The sequence below is a fragment of the Anaerotruncus sp. 1XD42-93 genome, from assembly GCF_009917605.1.
Lineage (GTDB): Bacteria > Bacillota > Clostridia > Oscillospirales > Ruminococcaceae > Anaerotruncus.
The window spans coordinates 39,110-53,885 of sequence record NZ_QZEG01000004.1 but is presented as its reverse complement, the minus strand read 5'-3'; the positions used below and the strand labels follow the sequence as shown (position 1 = coordinate 53,885).

The following is a 14,776-nucleotide window of genomic DNA, read 5'->3' as shown; positions in this document are numbered from 1 at the left end:
ACTTGTCGAAAAGATCCTTGAATAGGCGGATCGAATTTTGAACGTAAAAAAGACCTCTTTCTAACGAAAGAGGTCTTTCAAAATGATTTGGAGGCGCCACCCGGAATCGGACCGGGGAATGAGAGTTTTGCAGACTCCTGCCTTACCGCTTGGCTATGGCGCCGTCTCCATATACTTAGTATATGGAAAAAGGGACTTTGTGTGACACAAAAGATCCCCTTTTTTTGGAGCGGGTTACGAGGCTCGAACTCGCTACCTCCACCTTGGCAAGGTGGCGCTCTACCAAATGAGCTAAACCCGCGTGTGGTGCCTTCGGTCGGAATCGAACCAACGACACGAGGATTTTCAGTCCTCTGCTCTACCAACTGAGCTACAAAGGCACACTCTGGCGACCCGGATGGGGCTCGAACCCACGACCTCTAGCGTGACAGGCTAGCGTTCTAACCAACTGAACTACCGGGCCATTTTATGGTGGGAACAACAGGGCTCGAACCTGTGACCCTCTGCTTGTAAGGCAGATGCTCTCCCAGCTGAGCTATGCTCCCATAACGGCGTTGCGTTCTTTATGCTTTCTTGAAGAGTGCTTACTTATTATACGCGATATGGACCGGTTTGTCAATAGTTTTTCTGAAAAAATGCAAAATAAATTCCGAAAAAAATCCGCCTTCCCTGAAAAGGGCGTAAAAAGCGCTGATACACAGCCTTTGTGCGCAGTCGGGTACGGTTGTAGTCTGTCCGGATTTGTGATAGAATAATCTGCGGGATCAGTGAAATGCAAGCCAATATTAAGAACCTGTATTCATAATCCGGGAGCGCCGGATTATGAATACGGGTTCTAAGCCTGCCCGCCTGCCAAACCGCCTTTGACAGGCAACAAATTCACCGGGAGGGACCTTTTTGAACAATCGACAGATGAAGACGAGCGTGCTTTTACGCCGCTTCGCCCCCTATTTCAAACCTTACGCCGCAATTATGCTGATCGACCTGGTCTGCGCAGCGCTCACCACCGTCTGCGAATTGGTGCTGCCGCTGATCGTGCGGTTTCTCACCAACCGCGGCACCGGCGGTGCAATCGGGCTGACTGTCCCGCTCATCCTGCGGGTCGGGCTGCTCTATCTGGTTCTGCGGATCGTCGATGCATCCGCAAACTATTTTATGCAGAGCATCGGGCATGTGATGGGAGCCCGGATCGAAACCGACATGCGCCGCGATCTGTTTGACCATCTCCAGCGGCTGTCCTACACCTTTTACGATAGCAACAAGATTGGGCAAATCATGGCGCGGATTACAAGCGACCTGTTCGATGTGACCGAGTTTGCCCACCACTGCCCCGAAGAATTTTTCATCGCCGGGTTGAAAATCGTGGTATCGTTTGCGATCCTCTCGAACTACAGCCTCACGCTGACCCTGATTATCTTCGCGATCATCCCGCTCATGCTGCTTTCGACCATCTATTTCAACCGCAGGATGCGCCGGGCATTTAAAAAGTCCCGCAACCAGACAGGCGAGATCAACGCACAGGTCGAGGACAGCCTCCTTGGCGTGCGCGTGGTCAAATCCTTTGCCAATGAGGAGCTGGAGAAGGAAAAGTTTGACGAAGGAAATCAGGCGTTTCTCGAGATCAAAAAAGAGCAATACCGCTATATGGCGGGGTTCAACAGCACCACCCGCATCTATGACGGGGTGATGTACCTGGCGGTCATGGTGATCGGCGGGCTGTTCATGACCTATGGAAAGATCACCGCCGCTGATTTCATCGCCTACCTGCTTTATGTCACGACGCTGTTGGCCTCGGTGCGGCGCATTGTCGAGTTTACCGAGCAGTTCCAGCGCGGCATGACCGGGATCGAACGGTTCATTGAAGTGATTGATGCGCCGGTCGACATTGAGGATGCACCAGACGCGTCCGAGCTGGGGCAGGTCGAGGGGAACATCCGGTTCGAGCAGGTCGGGTTCCACTATGCGGACGACCCTGCCCCTGTGCTTGCGGACATCAACCTGACGGTCAAACCCGGGGAAAGCGTCGCGCTGGTCGGGCCTTCGGGCAGTGGCAAAACCACCCTTTGCAACCTGATCCCGCGGTTCTACGACGTGACCAGCGGACGCATCCTGATCGACGGGCAGGACATCCGCTCCCTCACCCTCCACTCCCTCCGGCAGCAGATCGGGGTGGTACAGCAGGATGTCTACCTGTTTGCCGGGTCGGTCTATGAAAACATCGCCTACGGGAAGCCGGGCGCCTCCCGGCAGGAGGTCATTGAGGCGGCCAAGCTGGCGGGCGCGCATAGCTTTATCAGCGAGTTCCCGGACGGGTATGACACCTATGTCGGGGAACGCGGGGTGCGGCTCTCCGGAGGCCAGAAACAGCGGATCAGTATCGCACGCGTATTCCTCAAAAACCCGCCCATCCTGATCCTCGACGAGGCCACCTCCGCGCTCGACAACGAAAGCGAGCGGATTGTGCAGCAGTCGCTCGAAAAACTGGCGCATGGGCGTACCACCTTCACGATCGCCCATCGGCTGACCACCATCCGCGGGGCGGATACGATTCTTGTCCTGACCGAAGATGGTATCGCCGAACAGGGGAACCATGCAGAACTGATGGAAAAACGGGGCATCTACCACAGCCTGTACAGTATGTATGAGGAATCCAACACATAATTCCACATAATGGAAAGTTTAAAGTATGAGCGGAACCCCCGCTGCCCCATTTGGGGCAGCGGGGGTTCCTTTCTATTTTCCTGTTCAGCTCAGTTTGATTTCCAGATATGCCTTGACCAGCGAAACGCATTTCTCCCAACCCAGTTCCTTGCTGTTCAGGCAGAGATCATAGTTATCCGCATTTTTCCAGTCCAGACCGGTGAAGTACTTGTAGTAGAGCGCGCGCTCCTTGTCGATTCTGGTGATATAGCGGGTGACCTCATCGCGGGTCATCTGCGGATGAATCCGCATCGACTCATTGACGCAGTGTTCGAACGGCGCATGCACATAGATCCGCACGACATGCTCCATATCCCGCAGGATATAGTCGGCACACCGTCCGATAATGATACAGGATTCGCTCTCGGCCAGCCGCCGGATCACCCTCGCCTGAAAATTGAACAGGTTTTCGTTGGAGGTGAACTCCCCCTTATCCGGCGGGATCAGTTCACCGGTATAGGCGCCCCGCGCGGTTTTGAAGAGCAGGGTACGCTTGAATTTTTCATCCGCATTGGCGAAGAGGGATTCGTTGATCCCGCTGTCATCCGAGGCCATCCGGAGCAGCTCCCGGTCGTAGTAACCGACCCCCAGCTCTTTCGCCAGCAGTCTCCCGATCTGCTTTCCGCCGCTTCCATATTCACGCGCAATCGTAATCACAAATTTTTTCATGGCAGGCCCTCCCTCGCATCGTCTCGTTGAACGGCCCGGCTGCCGAAATCTGCATACCGGCCTTTCTTCCAGTATAATTTATCCGCCTGGAAAGGTCAACCTTTTTCTTCCCAGAACACCTTGTCCCCAGGTTTTTTCTGGGCCGCGCACTTCTCCGCAGACGATTTTGCACATATTCTGTATTATGTCTAAAAGTGAGCCTTTTCCCATGCAGCCGGGTGATCCGGGGACAATCTTTTTCCTGTTTTCAAGTAATTTTAGAATAGACAGGGCAGACTATACTAGAAGTAGTTAAAAAGAGGCAGTATGATCCAGCGGGGCCGCCACAGAAAGCTACTGGGGCCGTACTGCTCCTATTACATAGCCATCAGGCACGCAAAGCGTGCTTGCGGGCTTTGGCCCGACACGCCAAAACAACCCGTTGTTTTGGCGTGTGTTCACGATATCAGAAGATATTTTCAATCAAAGTCAGGAGGATGCATATGATACCTAAACTTTCAAAAGTGACCATCTATGTCGAGGACCAGCAGCAGGCAAAACATTTCTGGGTCGACCGGATGGGGTACCGGGTCGCATACGAACAGGCGGCCGGCCCTGGATTGAACTGGCTGGAGGTTGCCGCACCCGATTCCCGCATCAGCTTTGTGCTCTACCCAAAAGCCGTCATGCAGGCCCAGAACCCGGAGGTACCTGTGGGGCATCCCTCGGTGATCCTCTGCGCGCACAACCTCGACCGGCTCCACCGCAAGATGAAAAAGAACGGGATCGAGGTCGGCAAGCTGGAAGAGTTCCCCTACGGGCGGATGTTCTCGTTCTTCGACCAGGATCACAACCTCTATCTGGTGCGGGAAGGGGATTAAAACGGGCCTGTAAGAATGCCTCCAGCAACGACCGCACCACCAAAACGCACGATACAGGGCATCGGTTCCTGCATGGTGCGTTTTTTGGAATATGCGCGGCTATCTTTCAAATTTCGCCGCAACATCCTCCAGATAATTCCTGACTGGGAGATGCTGCGGGCAATGCTTCTCACACTTTCCACATTTGATGCAATCACTGGCTTTTCCAAAGGCCAAGGCCAGATTTTCGTAATATGCTGCTTGTACGGTAAAGGTTTTCGTTTTCCGTTCCTGCGCCTCCGCATTATACAGAGAGAAATATTGAGGAATTGCTATCCGTTTTGGACACTCTTCTGTGCAGTAGGCGCAGGCCGTACAGGGGATTTCCACCTGTTTGTTGATCTGCTCCGCGGCCTGTTTTACCAAAGCCATCTCGGTCTCGTCCAGCGGCTGAAACGCCGACATATAGCTGATGTTATCCAAAAGCTGCTGGAGATTGCTCATCCCCGACAGAACAAGCTGAACCTGCTCATGGCTTGCGGCAAACCGAATGGCCCACGACGCTGCCGAGCGGCCCGGAGCATATCCCTGGAACAGCTCTTCGACCGCTTCCGGCACCTCTGCCAGTGTGCCCCCCTTGACCGGCTCCATCGCAAAAACCGGCTTTCCATGCTTTACACAAACCTCGTAGCATTTTTTTGACTGTATGCCAAGGCTCTCCCAGTCAAGGTAGTTGAGCTGTAGCTGTACGACCTCAAATTCTGGATGCTCTGTCAACAGTTTGTCGAGCAGCTCCGGCCCATCGTGATAGGAAAAACCGATATGCCTGGTATCCCCCTGGGCTTTTTTCCGCTTGATCCAGCCGAAACAGTCAAAGCGCTCGAAGTCCGGGAGGGTGGAGGCGTTGATATTGTGCAAAAAATAGTAATCAAAATAGCGCACCCCGGTTTTTCGAAGCTGTTCCTGAAAAATCCGATCTCTGTCATCAAAAGAGTGCAGGACATAAGTCGGCAGCTTATCTGTCAGCTGATAGCGGTCACGCGGGTAGCGTTCCACGAGCGCTGTCCGGACTGCGCACTCGCTCTGTTCCCTACAGTAAGGCCAGGCTGTGTCAAAATAGGAGAATCCGTTGGAAAGATAGGTGTCCACCATCTCCCTGAACAGTTCGAGATCGACGCTCCCAGCGTTGTTGGGATCTGTCAAGGGCAGCCGCATCGTGCCAAAACCGAGTTTTTTCATATCGTTCACCTCTGGGGGCGGGGCCTGTTTGAAAGCGGGGCAGCGTGACACTCCCGATTCCTCAGGCAATCCCGGTCCTGATTTTTATATTTGCAAAAGCCAGCGGGCGTGTAAAAGCGGGAAAGCAGAACCCGGATACGAAGAAAGCGGTACATGAATGTCATCCATGTACCGCTTATTTTACGCATATCCGCTCTGGGCAGATCACCCGAGAGGATACCGTTTCATTTTACGGAAATTACTGCGCGTCTTTCATCTTGGCGAAGCAGTCAGAGCAATAGACCGGGCGGTCCTCACGGGGCTGGAAGGGGACTTTCGCCTCGGCTCCACAGCTCGCGCAGACAGCGGTAAACATCTCTCTCTGGGGTCTTGCATTGTTCTTGCGCGCATCGCGGCAAGCTTTGCATCTCTGCGGCTCGTTCACAAAGCCTCTTTCAGCATAAAACTCCTGCTCGCCAGCAGTAAAAACGAACTCGGCTCCGCACTCTTTGCATGTTAGTGTTTTGTCTGTGTACATTTTGATAACCTCGCTTAAAAATTGGATTTACCCGCTGGAACTGCGTAGACCGAGATTGATTTCAAGCTCTGCCAATAGGTGCCAAAGGGTATATATGCAATCCCTCTACGGGACTGTCACAAAATAGGGGATACGCGGGCACATCACTCAAGGGTAAATACTGTCCGCAGCTTTCGCCGCACTCTTTGCAAGGCATTGTCAACAGCTTTGGTGGATGAACCGAGTTGTTTCGACATCTCTTCATAAGAATATGAGCTGAGATACAGTTTTAAAACCTGCCGTTCAAACAAGGACAAAAGAGTTTCGATCCGCCTGTTGCGTGCATCGGTCTCCTCACTCTGGATCACAAGCTGTTCCGGATCCAGCGTATGCGCGGTGAGCGCTTCCTCTGGAACCTCCGGCTCGCTGAGTGAAAGATATCCGCGCATCGGGGCATTTTTCTCCCGCATATGCGCACGCAATGCACTGTTTAACTTGTTGTTGATACAGACCGACGCAAACGTCCGGAAACTGCTGTTCAAACCTGCACAGTAATTGCGCACTGCGGTCAGCAGGGCAATCATTCCCTCCTGATACAGGTCATCCGCATCCAGTTCCTTCACGCCGTAGGCGCCTGCCCTCATCCGGACAAAAGGCGCGTACCGCTGGATCAAAGCTGTCAGCGCCTCATCATCGCCGTCTTTCGCACGCACCACGAGCTGCTCATCGCTTTCTGCCCGGAACAGCACAGCTTCCGGATGGGAAACTGCATTCATCCGATCTCCCCCTGCTCGCCTGCGACGTGCCAAAGTCCCAACAACAAAATTAACATATTGCCATTATACTCGATCTGTCCGCCTTTTGTCAAGATGCATTTGCAAAACCGGGCGCAAAAAAGCTGGTATTTTTGTGAAAAACTCCAAAACTAACGGCCTGTTACATCCCGCAGCCACCGGAACCGGACGATCCGCACCATTGTTATCAGGGATTTTAGGATTTCGTCGCATTTGAGCAGCAGGAATACCGGTGCGGCAGGCCATCCGAGCACCAGCCCGGTATAGAACCCGGCGGGCACCGCCACAAACCAGAGGAAGACCACCTCACAGAGCAGGACGAACTTGGCGTCCCCGCCTGCGCGGAGCACCCCGACCATCCCGATGAGCGCGATCGACTGGAAAAAGACGATCAGCGCGCCAAGCCGGGTGATGGCGAGTGCGATCTCCACCGTCTCGGGGGAGAGGTTGTACATCGAAACGACCATCGGGCCGAGCAGGAGGGTGACCCCTGCCGAAAAAAGCCCCAGCCCGAGCGAAAGCATCAGCAGGGTCACCGAGCGCTGTTTGGCCAGCTCGTAATCCCCGCTGCCGATCGTATTGCCCACAATGGTCAGCGCGGCGTTGCCCACCCCGAAGATCATCACCGAGACAAACTGGTTCAGTACGGTATAGATGCTGTTCGCCGCGACAAAATTGGTGCCCATCCGACCGATCACCACCGCAACCATCGAGGTCCCCAGCCCCCACATCAGTTCATTGCCGATCACCGGTATCGAGATTGCAATATATTTGCGGTAGAGGGCGCGGTTATTGGGGAGCAGGTCCGGGAGCCGGAACCTGATTTTCCCCTCCCTGCGCAGGATATAATAAGCAGTGATTGCAAACTCCGCCACCCGCGCGCAGGCGGTTGCAGCTGCGCCGCCGCGCACCTCCAGCCGAGGGAATCCGAATTTCCCGAAGATCAAACAATAGTTGAGCGAGGTATTGACCACCAGTGAGCTGAGGTAGACAACCACCGAGATATTGACTGTCCCGACCGAACGGAGCATCATGATCGCGACATTGGCCATCGCATAGAGCGGATAGGACCAGCCGATGATCCGCAGATATTGCGCACCGTATTCGATTACCGCCTGCTCGGTGGTGAAAATGCCCATAAACTGGCGGGGAAAGAAGAGGGCGACCGACCCGAAAAAGAGCGCCGCCGCAAGGCTGATCTTGTAGGTCATCGCCTGCACCCGTTTGATCACTTCCACGTCACCCTTGCCCCAATACTGGGCAATCAGGACGTTTGCGCCGCCCGCTACCCCAAAGCAGACAATCATCAGCATAAACCAGAGCTGGTTTGCGATGGAAGTTGCCGAAAGCTGGGTTTCACCGAGCTGCCCGATCATCAGGGTATCCATCATCGAGACCGATACGGTAATCAGGTTTTGCAGCGCGATCGGTACTGCAATCGTCAAAAGCAGCTTGTAAAACGCTTTTTCACGCACGAACAGTTTCATGTTTCCCCTCCGTCACAGATGTAAAGGCAGCGGGTTTTTGCGCCCGCCGCCTTTCAGTTGTTGCTATATCTCCCTGTATCCGCTTGCAGGATGCCATTCGGCCCCGCAGCCTTTGGATGCCGCCGCAGCGGCCCGCGGGCTGGAACAAAGCCCGGCGGGCTTTTTGCGAAATGCCGGGCAGGTACTCACTCCGCCACAGTTGCCTTCACAATTTTGATTTCCTTGGTCGGCTTGCCGGTCGGGTTTCCGCCCTCGTCCACCTCATCGCTCTGGAGCGCGGCGATCTTGTCCACGACATCCATCCCCTCGGTCACAAAGCCGAACACAGTATGCATGTAGTCCAGATGCGGGGTCCCCCCAAGCTCCCGGTATTTCTCAATCACCGGCTTCATCCGCTCCCGGTAATCATCCGGGACGCCTTCGTTCATCTTTGCAAGCAGCTCGTTGTTGAGCTGCTCATATACCGCATTGAACTGCTCCTGTGTGGTGATCTGGTCGATCATCGCGTCCAGGCGCATACTCGCCTGATAGACGATCCTGTTCTGGTACATCATGGTCAGAAACTGGTCAACTTCTTCATCGCTTTTGATCGCGCTGGGATTCTGCACGATAAAGAACTGGCTGCCGTTGGTGGTGTAGCCCGCATTCGCCATCGAAAGGGAACCCCGGAAGTTGTGCAGCAGGTCGGTGAACTCGTCCTCAAACGGCTCGCCGAAGATACTCTCACCGCCAGCCCCGGTCCCCTCGGGGTCGCCGCCCTGGATCATGAAATCCTTGATGACCCGGTGGAAGGTCAGCCCATCATAATAACCTTCCTTCGCATGGGTCACAATGTTCTCGACCGCCTTGGGCGCCTGCTCGGGGAACAGCCGGATTTTGATGGTCCCTTCGCTGGTCTCGAGGGTCAGAACCGGCAGCCCGGCATAGTCGCCGGTCCCGTTATAAAGCGCGTCGATCTGTTCCGCCAGCTCCGCCGCCGAAAGCTCATCCCCCGGAAGCGGCTTTTCCGCCGGAATCTCTGGGACCTCCACATCGGAAGCACTGTCCGAGCTGCTGCTCTCCGCCTCGGAGGAGGACGAAGATTCCCCCTCCGATCCAGCCCCGGACGAGGAACCGGCCCCCTGCGTACCGCAGGCCGAGATGCCTGCGGCCAATGCCAGCGCAAGCAGTATTGAAATCCATCTTTTCATTTCCAAAAATCCTCCAGTTGAACTTCTGATGTTGGCAGATGCCAACAGAATGGTTTTCCCGTGTGTTGACGATCTCGTCAAATAACGTGAACCAGTATAGCACAAAAACAGAGGCCGCTTATGAACCTTTTGTAAATTCATACCGCAAAGCCTCTGTTTCTCTGGTTGGGACGGGTTCATCCATAAACCCGCTGTTTTTCGGTGAGCCATTCGGCCATCCGGGCAAGTCCATCCGCGTCGATCGGGAACTCCTCCCGATCAAGCACCTGCGCCTTCTCGTAACAGACATCGAGGTAGACCTCGGCTGTCATCGCCTCCCCGGACGGGGAAATCCGGTACCGGAAGGACTCCACGCTTCCAATGTAAGGGTTGCCAAAGCTGAAATAATCCAGGTTCGGCAGTTCGCACATCTTTGCCATCTGTTTCTCCTTTTTCTGTCTGTTCGATTTTTGGTTCTCTTCCGCCTGTTTTCCTGTTTGATGGCGATACAGTCCAAAGCCGCCTTTGACCGCCGGCTTCAGCAGTTTGATTATAGGGCAAATCCATGCAAAATACAATTCCTTTTCTCAAAAAACCTCTGAACTAGATCCGGCTTAACTGCTCAAACAGCCGGTTTACCTGCTGCTGAGAAACCTTCCCACGCGCCATGCCCAGCACCTGATTCAGTGTCATCCCCCGCGCCATCCCCAGCATCGGATGGTTGAGCAGCGCGGGATATTCCCGCTGGAGCAGGGCGCGCGCATTCGGGTTTGAAAGAACCTCCCCCACCGTAATCTGTCCGTTTTTCAGATTCATCCTCTCACCTCCTGTCAACCCATTGTATGCCTTCCCCGGCTGGTTGTTGCCGCTGCTGTCATAGACGCCCGATTTCCGGACATACTGTTTTTCAGGGGCGTTGTCCCCCTACCAGCAACCGATCAAATCAGGAGGTTTTTCCATGCAGAATCCACTTTTAAACAGCAACAAGGGCGCATCTGACGGGCAGTATTTCTCATCCCTCCCGCCGGTGGTACAGGCGACCATCAAACAGTGCGGCGTCAAGTTTTCCAGCGAAGAGGAGCTGCGCAGCTATGCGGAAAAGCTGATGCGTCAGAGCGGCGGGACGCAGTCCTGACCGCTCCCACAACAACAGAAGCCTGTTTCCGGTCCCCCTGTCTGGGACGTGGAAACAGGCTTTTCTATCTGTTTGCAGGCATATCACCGGCGTGGTGCACATAGAGATGTCTCATACCGAACCTTTTTTCAGAAACCTTCAGGAGGAGTTTTTATGCCGCTTCCGCCCACTGCCGACCCTGCCCCTTATCCCGAGATCGCTGTCTGCGGGCAGGACTGCCGCTATGTAGAGCTGCTTTCCAAGAGTTTTGCCTCCCGGCGCGGGGAGCTGACCGCCATTACCCGGTATTGCTACCAGAGCTGGATGCTTCAAAAAACCACTCCCGAACTCTCCCATCTGCTGATCCGCATTGCAATGGTCGAGATGAAGCATCTGGACATCCTCGGACAGCTCATCCTTCTGCTCGGCGGGGAACCACGCTACTATGTCCCCAACCCGCCGGGCTGTGTTCCATGGAATGGGGGAATGGTCGACTATACCAGCCGCAGCCTTGCGCAGATGCTCCGGAACAACATCGAAGCCGAGCGGTTCTCCTGCCGCACCTACCGCGTACACGCCGGCCAGATCCGGGACGAAAAGGTCTCAGCGATGCTGCGCCGCCTCGCACTGGATGAACAGCTGCATATCCGGCTGTTTGAGGATGCCCTGTCGGCCTTTTGCCTGCCTCCCTCATGATTTAAAATCGCACCAGCCTGGCTTCGGCCGAATTGATCCGGTACTGGGGCTCCGCGCGGTAGACCGGGAGCGGTTCCGGGATTTTCGGACGGACCGGTTCAGGTACCGGCGCCTGACGCGGGTGGTTCCAGTCCTGCTGCGGTGAAAAACCCGGCTGGCCGCAGTGCCTGCGTCCTATATACCCGATCTGACGATGACGGTTCATATGTCTGTTCACCTCCCGCTCTATCCTATGCAGGGTCCCGCCCTTTTGACTTTTCTATTTTGGAGGCTGCCTATATGAAATGCTGTGACTGCCGCCCGCCGCTGCGCCGGTGCCGTCCGAGCGGCTGCCGCCCCGGATGCCTTCCGATCCTGTTGATCGCCGCCGGCATTCTGCTGCTGTCCTGTGTCTTTTGGATGCTGTTCTTCTGATCCACGCACGTCCCCTCCCTTTCCCGCATATCCTGTGAAAAAAGGGGGGACTTTCCATGTCCGGACAGAACGGTCAGATGATCCGTGTGGCCATCCTCTTCCTTGCAGCGGTGCTCTTTTTGCTGCCACAGCTACAGGGAACAAAAGGTGTCTTTTAAAGGGCCTCGGCAAGCGCGGCGTCTCCCGCCGACAGCCAGCGACAAAAAAGAGGGCTTTTTGCCAGTGAAAAAGCCCTCTCCTTATCTTCCAAAGCCGGACAGGCTGTCACCGTCCGGCTTTTTCGAATGCATCCCGCATGGCATCGGATTTGACCCGCCGGTTGCTGCGTGCCAGCGCAGCGGAAATCTTCCCCTCGACCAGCTCAACCTCCTCACGGAACGCCCGCGCCGAAAGCCGCAGCGCACCATGCCCCAAAATAATCAGCTGTTCCGCGCTGTCCGAGGTGGCCACCCGCACCCGATGGTTTTTCCCGATCTCATAGGTGGCCTTCTCGATATAGGCGTCGGCTGTTTCCGCCTCTTTGGTGTAGACCACGTGGATATTGTGGTACCGGGTGACCGACCCCGGGTTTCCCGGCACCTTGTAAGCGTCGAACACCAGGATCACCTCGCAGCCGCAATATCCCTGATAGTTGCTCATCAGGTCCATCAAACTTCCACGGGCGGCGTCCAGATTGTCCCGGGCGATCTCTTTCAGCTCGTCCCACGCGTGGAGGATATTGTACCCGTCAACCAGGAGGTATTCCGGCCCGCTGGGGACCGGTGCCGGAACAGGCTTTTCCGCACCCTCCCGTTCGACGCGGGAAAGGGCGGACTGCGGCGCCATCGCCCGGCGCTTGATCGGGCCATAGGTGCGCTCAAAGATCGCCTGTAACTCCTTGTCCTGCTCCAGGCTTCCCCCGTAGGCCGGGCCGGCACGCCGGGGCACCCCTGCTGCGGGTTCCGCCCCCTGCATCCCCGGGTTTCTGGACGGAAGCCCGCTTTCGACATGCATATATTCCCGCACCCGGTCCCACCGGACGGTAAAACCCGCGCCATGCGCGCAGAACACCGAATCGGCCGGATGCTCAAGGTCCCGCTCGCTGTCGTAGCCGAGCGCCTCCACCACCTCCTGCTGGTTGTGGCAGGGCGCATACCCCAGAAGCGTGCAGGAGAGCCTTCCCTGGCCGCGGGTATAGGACGCGACCTCGACCGCATAATCCCGCATACAGGCAACCGGGGCCGAACCGGTCACCACCGCATCCGCGCCTGCTGTCTCGGGCGGGTCGACCTGTCCATGCCGCCGCTGCAGATCGTTGAGCGCCCGGCCCACCGACCCGGCGGGCAGCTCCAGCCGGAAGCGGTACCACGGTTCGAGCAGGATACTTTCAGCGGACATCAGCCCCTGGCGTACCGCTCGATAGGTCGCCTGCCGGAAATCCCCGCCTTCGGTGTGCTTTTCATGGGCGCGCCCGGCAACCAGCGTGATCCGAAGATCGGTGACCGGAGATCCGGTCAGCACGCCGGGCTGTACCTGCTCTTCCAGATGGGTAAGGACCAACCGCTGCCAGTTGCGGTCGAGCATCTCCTCGCTGCACGCCGTCCCGAACTCCAAACCGCTCCCCGGTTCGCCCGGTTCGAGCAGGAGATGCACTTCCGCATAGTGGCGCAGCGGCTCGAAATGCCCAATCCCTTCCACGGGGGCGGCGATCGTTTCTCGGTAGACGATGCTCCCTGTCCCGAACGATACCTCCCAGCCGAACCGCTCCCGGATCAGCCGCTGGAGCACCTCCATCTGCACCTCACCCATCAGCCGGACCTGTATTTCCCGCAGCTGTCCGTCCCACGAAAGCCGGAGCTGCGGGTCCTCCTCCTCGAGCTGCCGCAGTTTCCGGAACGCGAGGTGCGGGTCACAGCCCTCGGGCAGCTCCACCCGGTAGGTCAGCACCGGTTCGAGGCTGGGCGGCTCCCCCATGGCTTCACAGCCAAGCCCTTCGCCCGGGCGGCTCCCGTCCAGGCCGGCCACCGCGCAGACCTCCCCTGCAAACACCTCTTCCGCCAACCGGTACCGGCTCCCCGAATAGATGCGCAGCTGGTCGGCTTTTCCCTCCCAGACCGCACCTTCCGGCATCCCCTCCCGGCGGTTGGTCAACAGGGCCTTCACACGCAGGCTCCCGCCCGTGACCTTGAGAAAGGTCAAACGCGCGCCGCCCGGGTCGCGGCCAATCTTGTAAATCCGCGCACCGAACGTCTCCGGATAGTCGGGCATCCGGGTGAACCGTTCAATCCCTTTTAACAGGGCGTCCACCCCGTCAAGGCGGAGCGCCGAGCCGAAATAGCAAGGGAACAGTCTGCGCTGCGCAACCAGCGAGGCGACAAATCCGTCCGGGAGAACACCGTCCTCCAGATAGCGGGCCATCGCCTGCTCATCGCAGAGCGCGACCTCCTCCCAGAACGCCTCCCCTTCCTCGCCGCCGAATGCTGTGCATCCCTCCCCAAGCTGGCTTTTGAGCGCGGACAGCAGCCCCTCCCGGTCGCTGCCCGGCAGGTCCATCTTGTTGACAAACAGGAATACCGGCACCCGGTATCTGGCGAGCAGGTCCCAAAGGGTACGGGTGTGGCCCTGTATCCCGTCGGCGCCGCTGATGACAAGGACTGCGTAATCCAGGATGCCGAGAACCCGCTCCATCTCGCTCGAAAAATCAACATGCCCCGGTGTGTCCAGCAGGGTGATCCCCCATTCCCCCACCGGCAGCTCCGCCTGCTTGGAAAAGATCGTGATTCCCCGCTCCCGTTCGAGCGCGTCGGTATCCAGAAACGCATCCCGATGGTCCACCCGCCCAAGCTTCTTCAGGCAGCCGCTCCGGTAGAGCATCGCCTCCGAAAGGGTGGTCTTTCCCGCGTCAACATGGGCCAGTATCCCAACAGCCAGCTTTCCCATACTCCATTTTCCCCGTTCCTGCATTTTTGGCAGACGCCAAGACCGCCGCGAAAACAGTCTTTTCCGGCGGATCAAATCAGCAAATCCAACTTTGCTTTTTCGGATATCGTCAGCACACGCAAAAGCGAGCGCTTGCTTTGCACTAAAGTGGAGGGCAAAAGCCCGCCGGCACGCTCTGCGCGCAAGATAACTGCGCAATCCAATCCAGCGCTGCCGCCGCCCCTGCCGTAAGCCCGAAAA

At 56.7% G+C, this 14,776-nt stretch carries 15 protein-coding genes and 5 tRNA genes; 5 read left to right on the top strand and 15 right to left on the bottom strand.

Going from position 1 to position 14,776, the window contains the following annotated elements; all coding sequences use genetic code 11:
• Positions 1–88 precede the first annotated feature (88 nt).
• The 5 genes from D5269_RS02700 to D5269_RS02680 form a co-directional block, all read right to left on the bottom strand.
• Positions 89–163, bottom strand: a tRNA-Cys gene (locus tag D5269_RS02700).
• A 62-nt stretch (positions 164–225) separates the two neighbouring features.
• Positions 226–301: transfer RNA gene (locus tag D5269_RS02695), tRNA-Gly, on the bottom strand.
• A gap of 3 nt (positions 302–304) precedes the next feature.
• Positions 305–380 (bottom strand) — tRNA-Phe (locus D5269_RS02690).
• 6 nt (positions 381–386) lie between these two features.
• Positions 387–463 (bottom strand) — tRNA-Asp (locus D5269_RS02685).
• Between the two features lie 6 nt (positions 464–469).
• Positions 470–545, bottom strand: a tRNA-Val gene (locus D5269_RS02680).
• A gap of 367 nt (positions 546–912) precedes the next feature.
• Between D5269_RS02680 and D5269_RS02675 the strand changes: the two genes are divergently transcribed.
• Complete coding sequence (locus D5269_RS02675) at positions 913–2,661, top strand: ABC transporter ATP-binding protein (RefSeq protein ID WP_120482868.1); 1,749 nt, start codon at positions 913–915, stop codon at positions 2,659–2,661.
• A gap of 84 nt (positions 2,662–2,745) precedes the next feature.
• Here the strand turns inward: D5269_RS02675 and D5269_RS02670 are convergent, their stop codons facing one another.
• Positions 2,746–3,369 (bottom strand): cytidylate kinase-like family protein, encoded by a 624-nt coding sequence (locus tag D5269_RS02670; protein ID WP_016314793.1) that lies wholly within the window; start codon positions 3,367–3,369, stop codon positions 2,746–2,748.
• 482 nt (positions 3,370–3,851) lie between these two features.
• On the opposite strand from D5269_RS02670, the gene D5269_RS02665 reads away from it, so the two are divergent.
• A complete protein-coding gene (locus D5269_RS02665; RefSeq protein ID WP_016314792.1) occupies positions 3,852–4,229 on the top strand; it encodes a VOC family protein in 378 nt (125 codons plus the stop codon).
• Between the two features lie 99 nt (positions 4,230–4,328).
• Here the strand turns inward: D5269_RS02665 and D5269_RS02660 are convergent, their stop codons facing one another.
• The 7 genes from D5269_RS02660 to D5269_RS02630 all read right to left on the bottom strand — a co-directional run bounded on the left by D5269_RS02660 (position 4,329) and on the right by D5269_RS02630 (position 10,209).
• Positions 4,329–5,447, bottom strand: a complete 1,119-nt coding sequence (locus tag D5269_RS02660) for an aldo/keto reductase (RefSeq protein WP_120482866.1) — start codon at positions 5,445–5,447, stop codon at positions 4,329–4,331.
• Positions 5,448–5,685: 238 nt separating this feature from the next.
• A complete protein-coding gene (locus D5269_RS02655) occupies positions 5,686–5,964 on the bottom strand; it encodes a zinc-ribbon domain containing protein (RefSeq protein WP_016314790.1) in 279 nt (92 codons plus the stop codon).
• Positions 5,965–6,107: 143 nt separating this feature from the next.
• Entirely contained in the window at positions 6,108–6,719 is a 612-nt protein-coding gene (locus D5269_RS02650; protein WP_120482864.1) for a sigma-70 family RNA polymerase sigma factor, read from the bottom strand.
• Positions 6,720–6,868: 149 nt separating this feature from the next.
• Positions 6,869–8,224: an MATE family efflux transporter gene (locus D5269_RS02645; RefSeq protein ID WP_016314788.1), complete on the bottom strand. Its 1,356-nt coding sequence runs from the start codon at positions 8,222–8,224 to the stop codon at positions 6,869–6,871.
• 185 nt (positions 8,225–8,409) lie between these two features.
• Positions 8,410–9,414 carry a peptidylprolyl isomerase gene (locus D5269_RS02640; RefSeq protein WP_158604830.1) on the bottom strand — a complete coding sequence of 335 codons (1,005 nt, stop codon included), beginning with the start codon at positions 9,412–9,414 and terminating at the stop codon, positions 8,410–8,412.
• 176 nt (positions 9,415–9,590) lie between these two features.
• Positions 9,591–9,833 (bottom strand): hypothetical protein, encoded by a 243-nt coding sequence (locus D5269_RS02635; protein WP_016314786.1) that lies wholly within the window; start codon positions 9,831–9,833, stop codon positions 9,591–9,593.
• 163 nt (positions 9,834–9,996) lie between these two features.
• The gene (locus D5269_RS02630; protein WP_016314785.1) at positions 9,997–10,209 is read right to left on the bottom strand and encodes a hypothetical protein; all 213 of its coding nucleotides are present in this window, start codon (positions 10,207–10,209) and stop codon (positions 9,997–9,999) included.
• Between the two features lie 142 nt (positions 10,210–10,351).
• Between D5269_RS02630 and D5269_RS02625 the strand changes: the two genes are divergently transcribed.
• Together D5269_RS02625 and D5269_RS02620 are read left to right on the top strand one after the other, a co-directional pair.
• Positions 10,352–10,528 (top strand): hypothetical protein, encoded by a 177-nt coding sequence (locus D5269_RS02625; protein ID WP_166545124.1) that lies wholly within the window; start codon positions 10,352–10,354, stop codon positions 10,526–10,528.
• A 153-nt stretch (positions 10,529–10,681) separates the two neighbouring features.
• Positions 10,682–11,203, top strand: a complete 522-nt coding sequence (locus tag D5269_RS02620; RefSeq protein WP_120482857.1) for a ferritin family protein — start codon at positions 10,682–10,684, stop codon at positions 11,201–11,203.
• Between the two features lies 1 nt (position 11,204).
• Here the strand turns inward: D5269_RS02620 and D5269_RS02615 are convergent, their stop codons facing one another.
• On the bottom strand, positions 11,205–11,408 hold the full coding sequence (locus D5269_RS02615) for a hypothetical protein (RefSeq protein WP_016314782.1): 204 nt from the start codon (positions 11,406–11,408) through the stop codon (positions 11,205–11,207).
• 74 nt (positions 11,409–11,482) lie between these two features.
• On the opposite strand from D5269_RS02615, the gene D5269_RS18850 reads away from it, so the two are divergent.
• The gene (locus D5269_RS18850) at positions 11,483–11,617 is read left to right on the top strand and encodes a hypothetical protein (protein ID WP_279286760.1); all 135 of its coding nucleotides are present in this window, start codon (positions 11,483–11,485) and stop codon (positions 11,615–11,617) included.
• Positions 11,618–11,881: 264 nt separating this feature from the next.
• Here the strand turns inward: D5269_RS18850 and D5269_RS02610 are convergent, their stop codons facing one another.
• A complete protein-coding gene (locus D5269_RS02610; RefSeq protein WP_120482944.1) occupies positions 11,882–14,536 on the bottom strand; it encodes a TetM/TetW/TetO/TetS family tetracycline resistance ribosomal protection protein in 2,655 nt (884 codons plus the stop codon).
• Between the last annotated feature and the right edge of the window lie 240 nt (positions 14,537–14,776).

Excerpts from the sequence above, each read along its gene's own strand:
- D5269_RS02675 (WP_120482868.1), top strand. The coding sequence starts at position 913 with ATGAAGACGAGCGTGCTTTTACGCCGCTTCGCCCCCTATTTCAAACCT.
- D5269_RS02670 (WP_016314793.1), bottom strand. The coding sequence starts at position 3,369 with ATGAAAAAATTTGTGATTACGATTGCGCGTGAATATGGAAGCGGCGGA.
- D5269_RS02665 (WP_016314792.1), top strand. The coding sequence starts at position 3,852 with ATGATACCTAAACTTTCAAAAGTGACCATCTATGTCGAGGACCAGCAG.
- D5269_RS02660 (WP_120482866.1), bottom strand. The coding sequence starts at position 5,447 with ATGAAAAAACTCGGTTTTGGCACGATGCGGCTGCCCTTGACAGATCCC.
- D5269_RS02655 (WP_016314790.1), bottom strand. The coding sequence starts at position 5,964 with ATGTACACAGACAAAACACTAACATGCAAAGAGTGCGGAGCCGAGTTC.
- D5269_RS02650 (WP_120482864.1), bottom strand. The coding sequence starts at position 6,719 with ATGAATGCAGTTTCCCATCCGGAAGCTGTGCTGTTCCGGGCAGAAAGC.
- D5269_RS02645 (WP_016314788.1), bottom strand. The coding sequence starts at position 8,224 with ATGAAACTGTTCGTGCGTGAAAAAGCGTTTTACAAGCTGCTTTTGACG.
- D5269_RS02640 (WP_158604830.1), bottom strand. The coding sequence starts at position 9,414 with ATGAAAAGATGGATTTCAATACTGCTTGCGCTGGCATTGGCCGCAGGC.
- D5269_RS02635 (WP_016314786.1), bottom strand. The coding sequence starts at position 9,833 with ATGGCAAAGATGTGCGAACTGCCGAACCTGGATTATTTCAGCTTTGGC.
- D5269_RS02630 (WP_016314785.1), bottom strand. The coding sequence starts at position 10,209 with ATGAATCTGAAAAACGGACAGATTACGGTGGGGGAGGTTCTTTCAAAC.
- D5269_RS02625 (WP_166545124.1), top strand. The coding sequence starts at position 10,352 with ATGCAGAATCCACTTTTAAACAGCAACAAGGGCGCATCTGACGGGCAG.
- D5269_RS02620 (WP_120482857.1), top strand. The coding sequence starts at position 10,682 with ATGCCGCTTCCGCCCACTGCCGACCCTGCCCCTTATCCCGAGATCGCT.
- D5269_RS02615 (WP_016314782.1), bottom strand. The coding sequence starts at position 11,408 with ATGAACCGTCATCGTCAGATCGGGTATATAGGACGCAGGCACTGCGGC.
- D5269_RS18850 (WP_279286760.1), top strand. The coding sequence starts at position 11,483 with ATGAAATGCTGTGACTGCCGCCCGCCGCTGCGCCGGTGCCGTCCGAGC.
- D5269_RS02610 (WP_120482944.1), bottom strand. The coding sequence starts at position 14,536 with ATGGGAAAGCTGGCTGTTGGGATACTGGCCCATGTTGACGCGGGAAAG.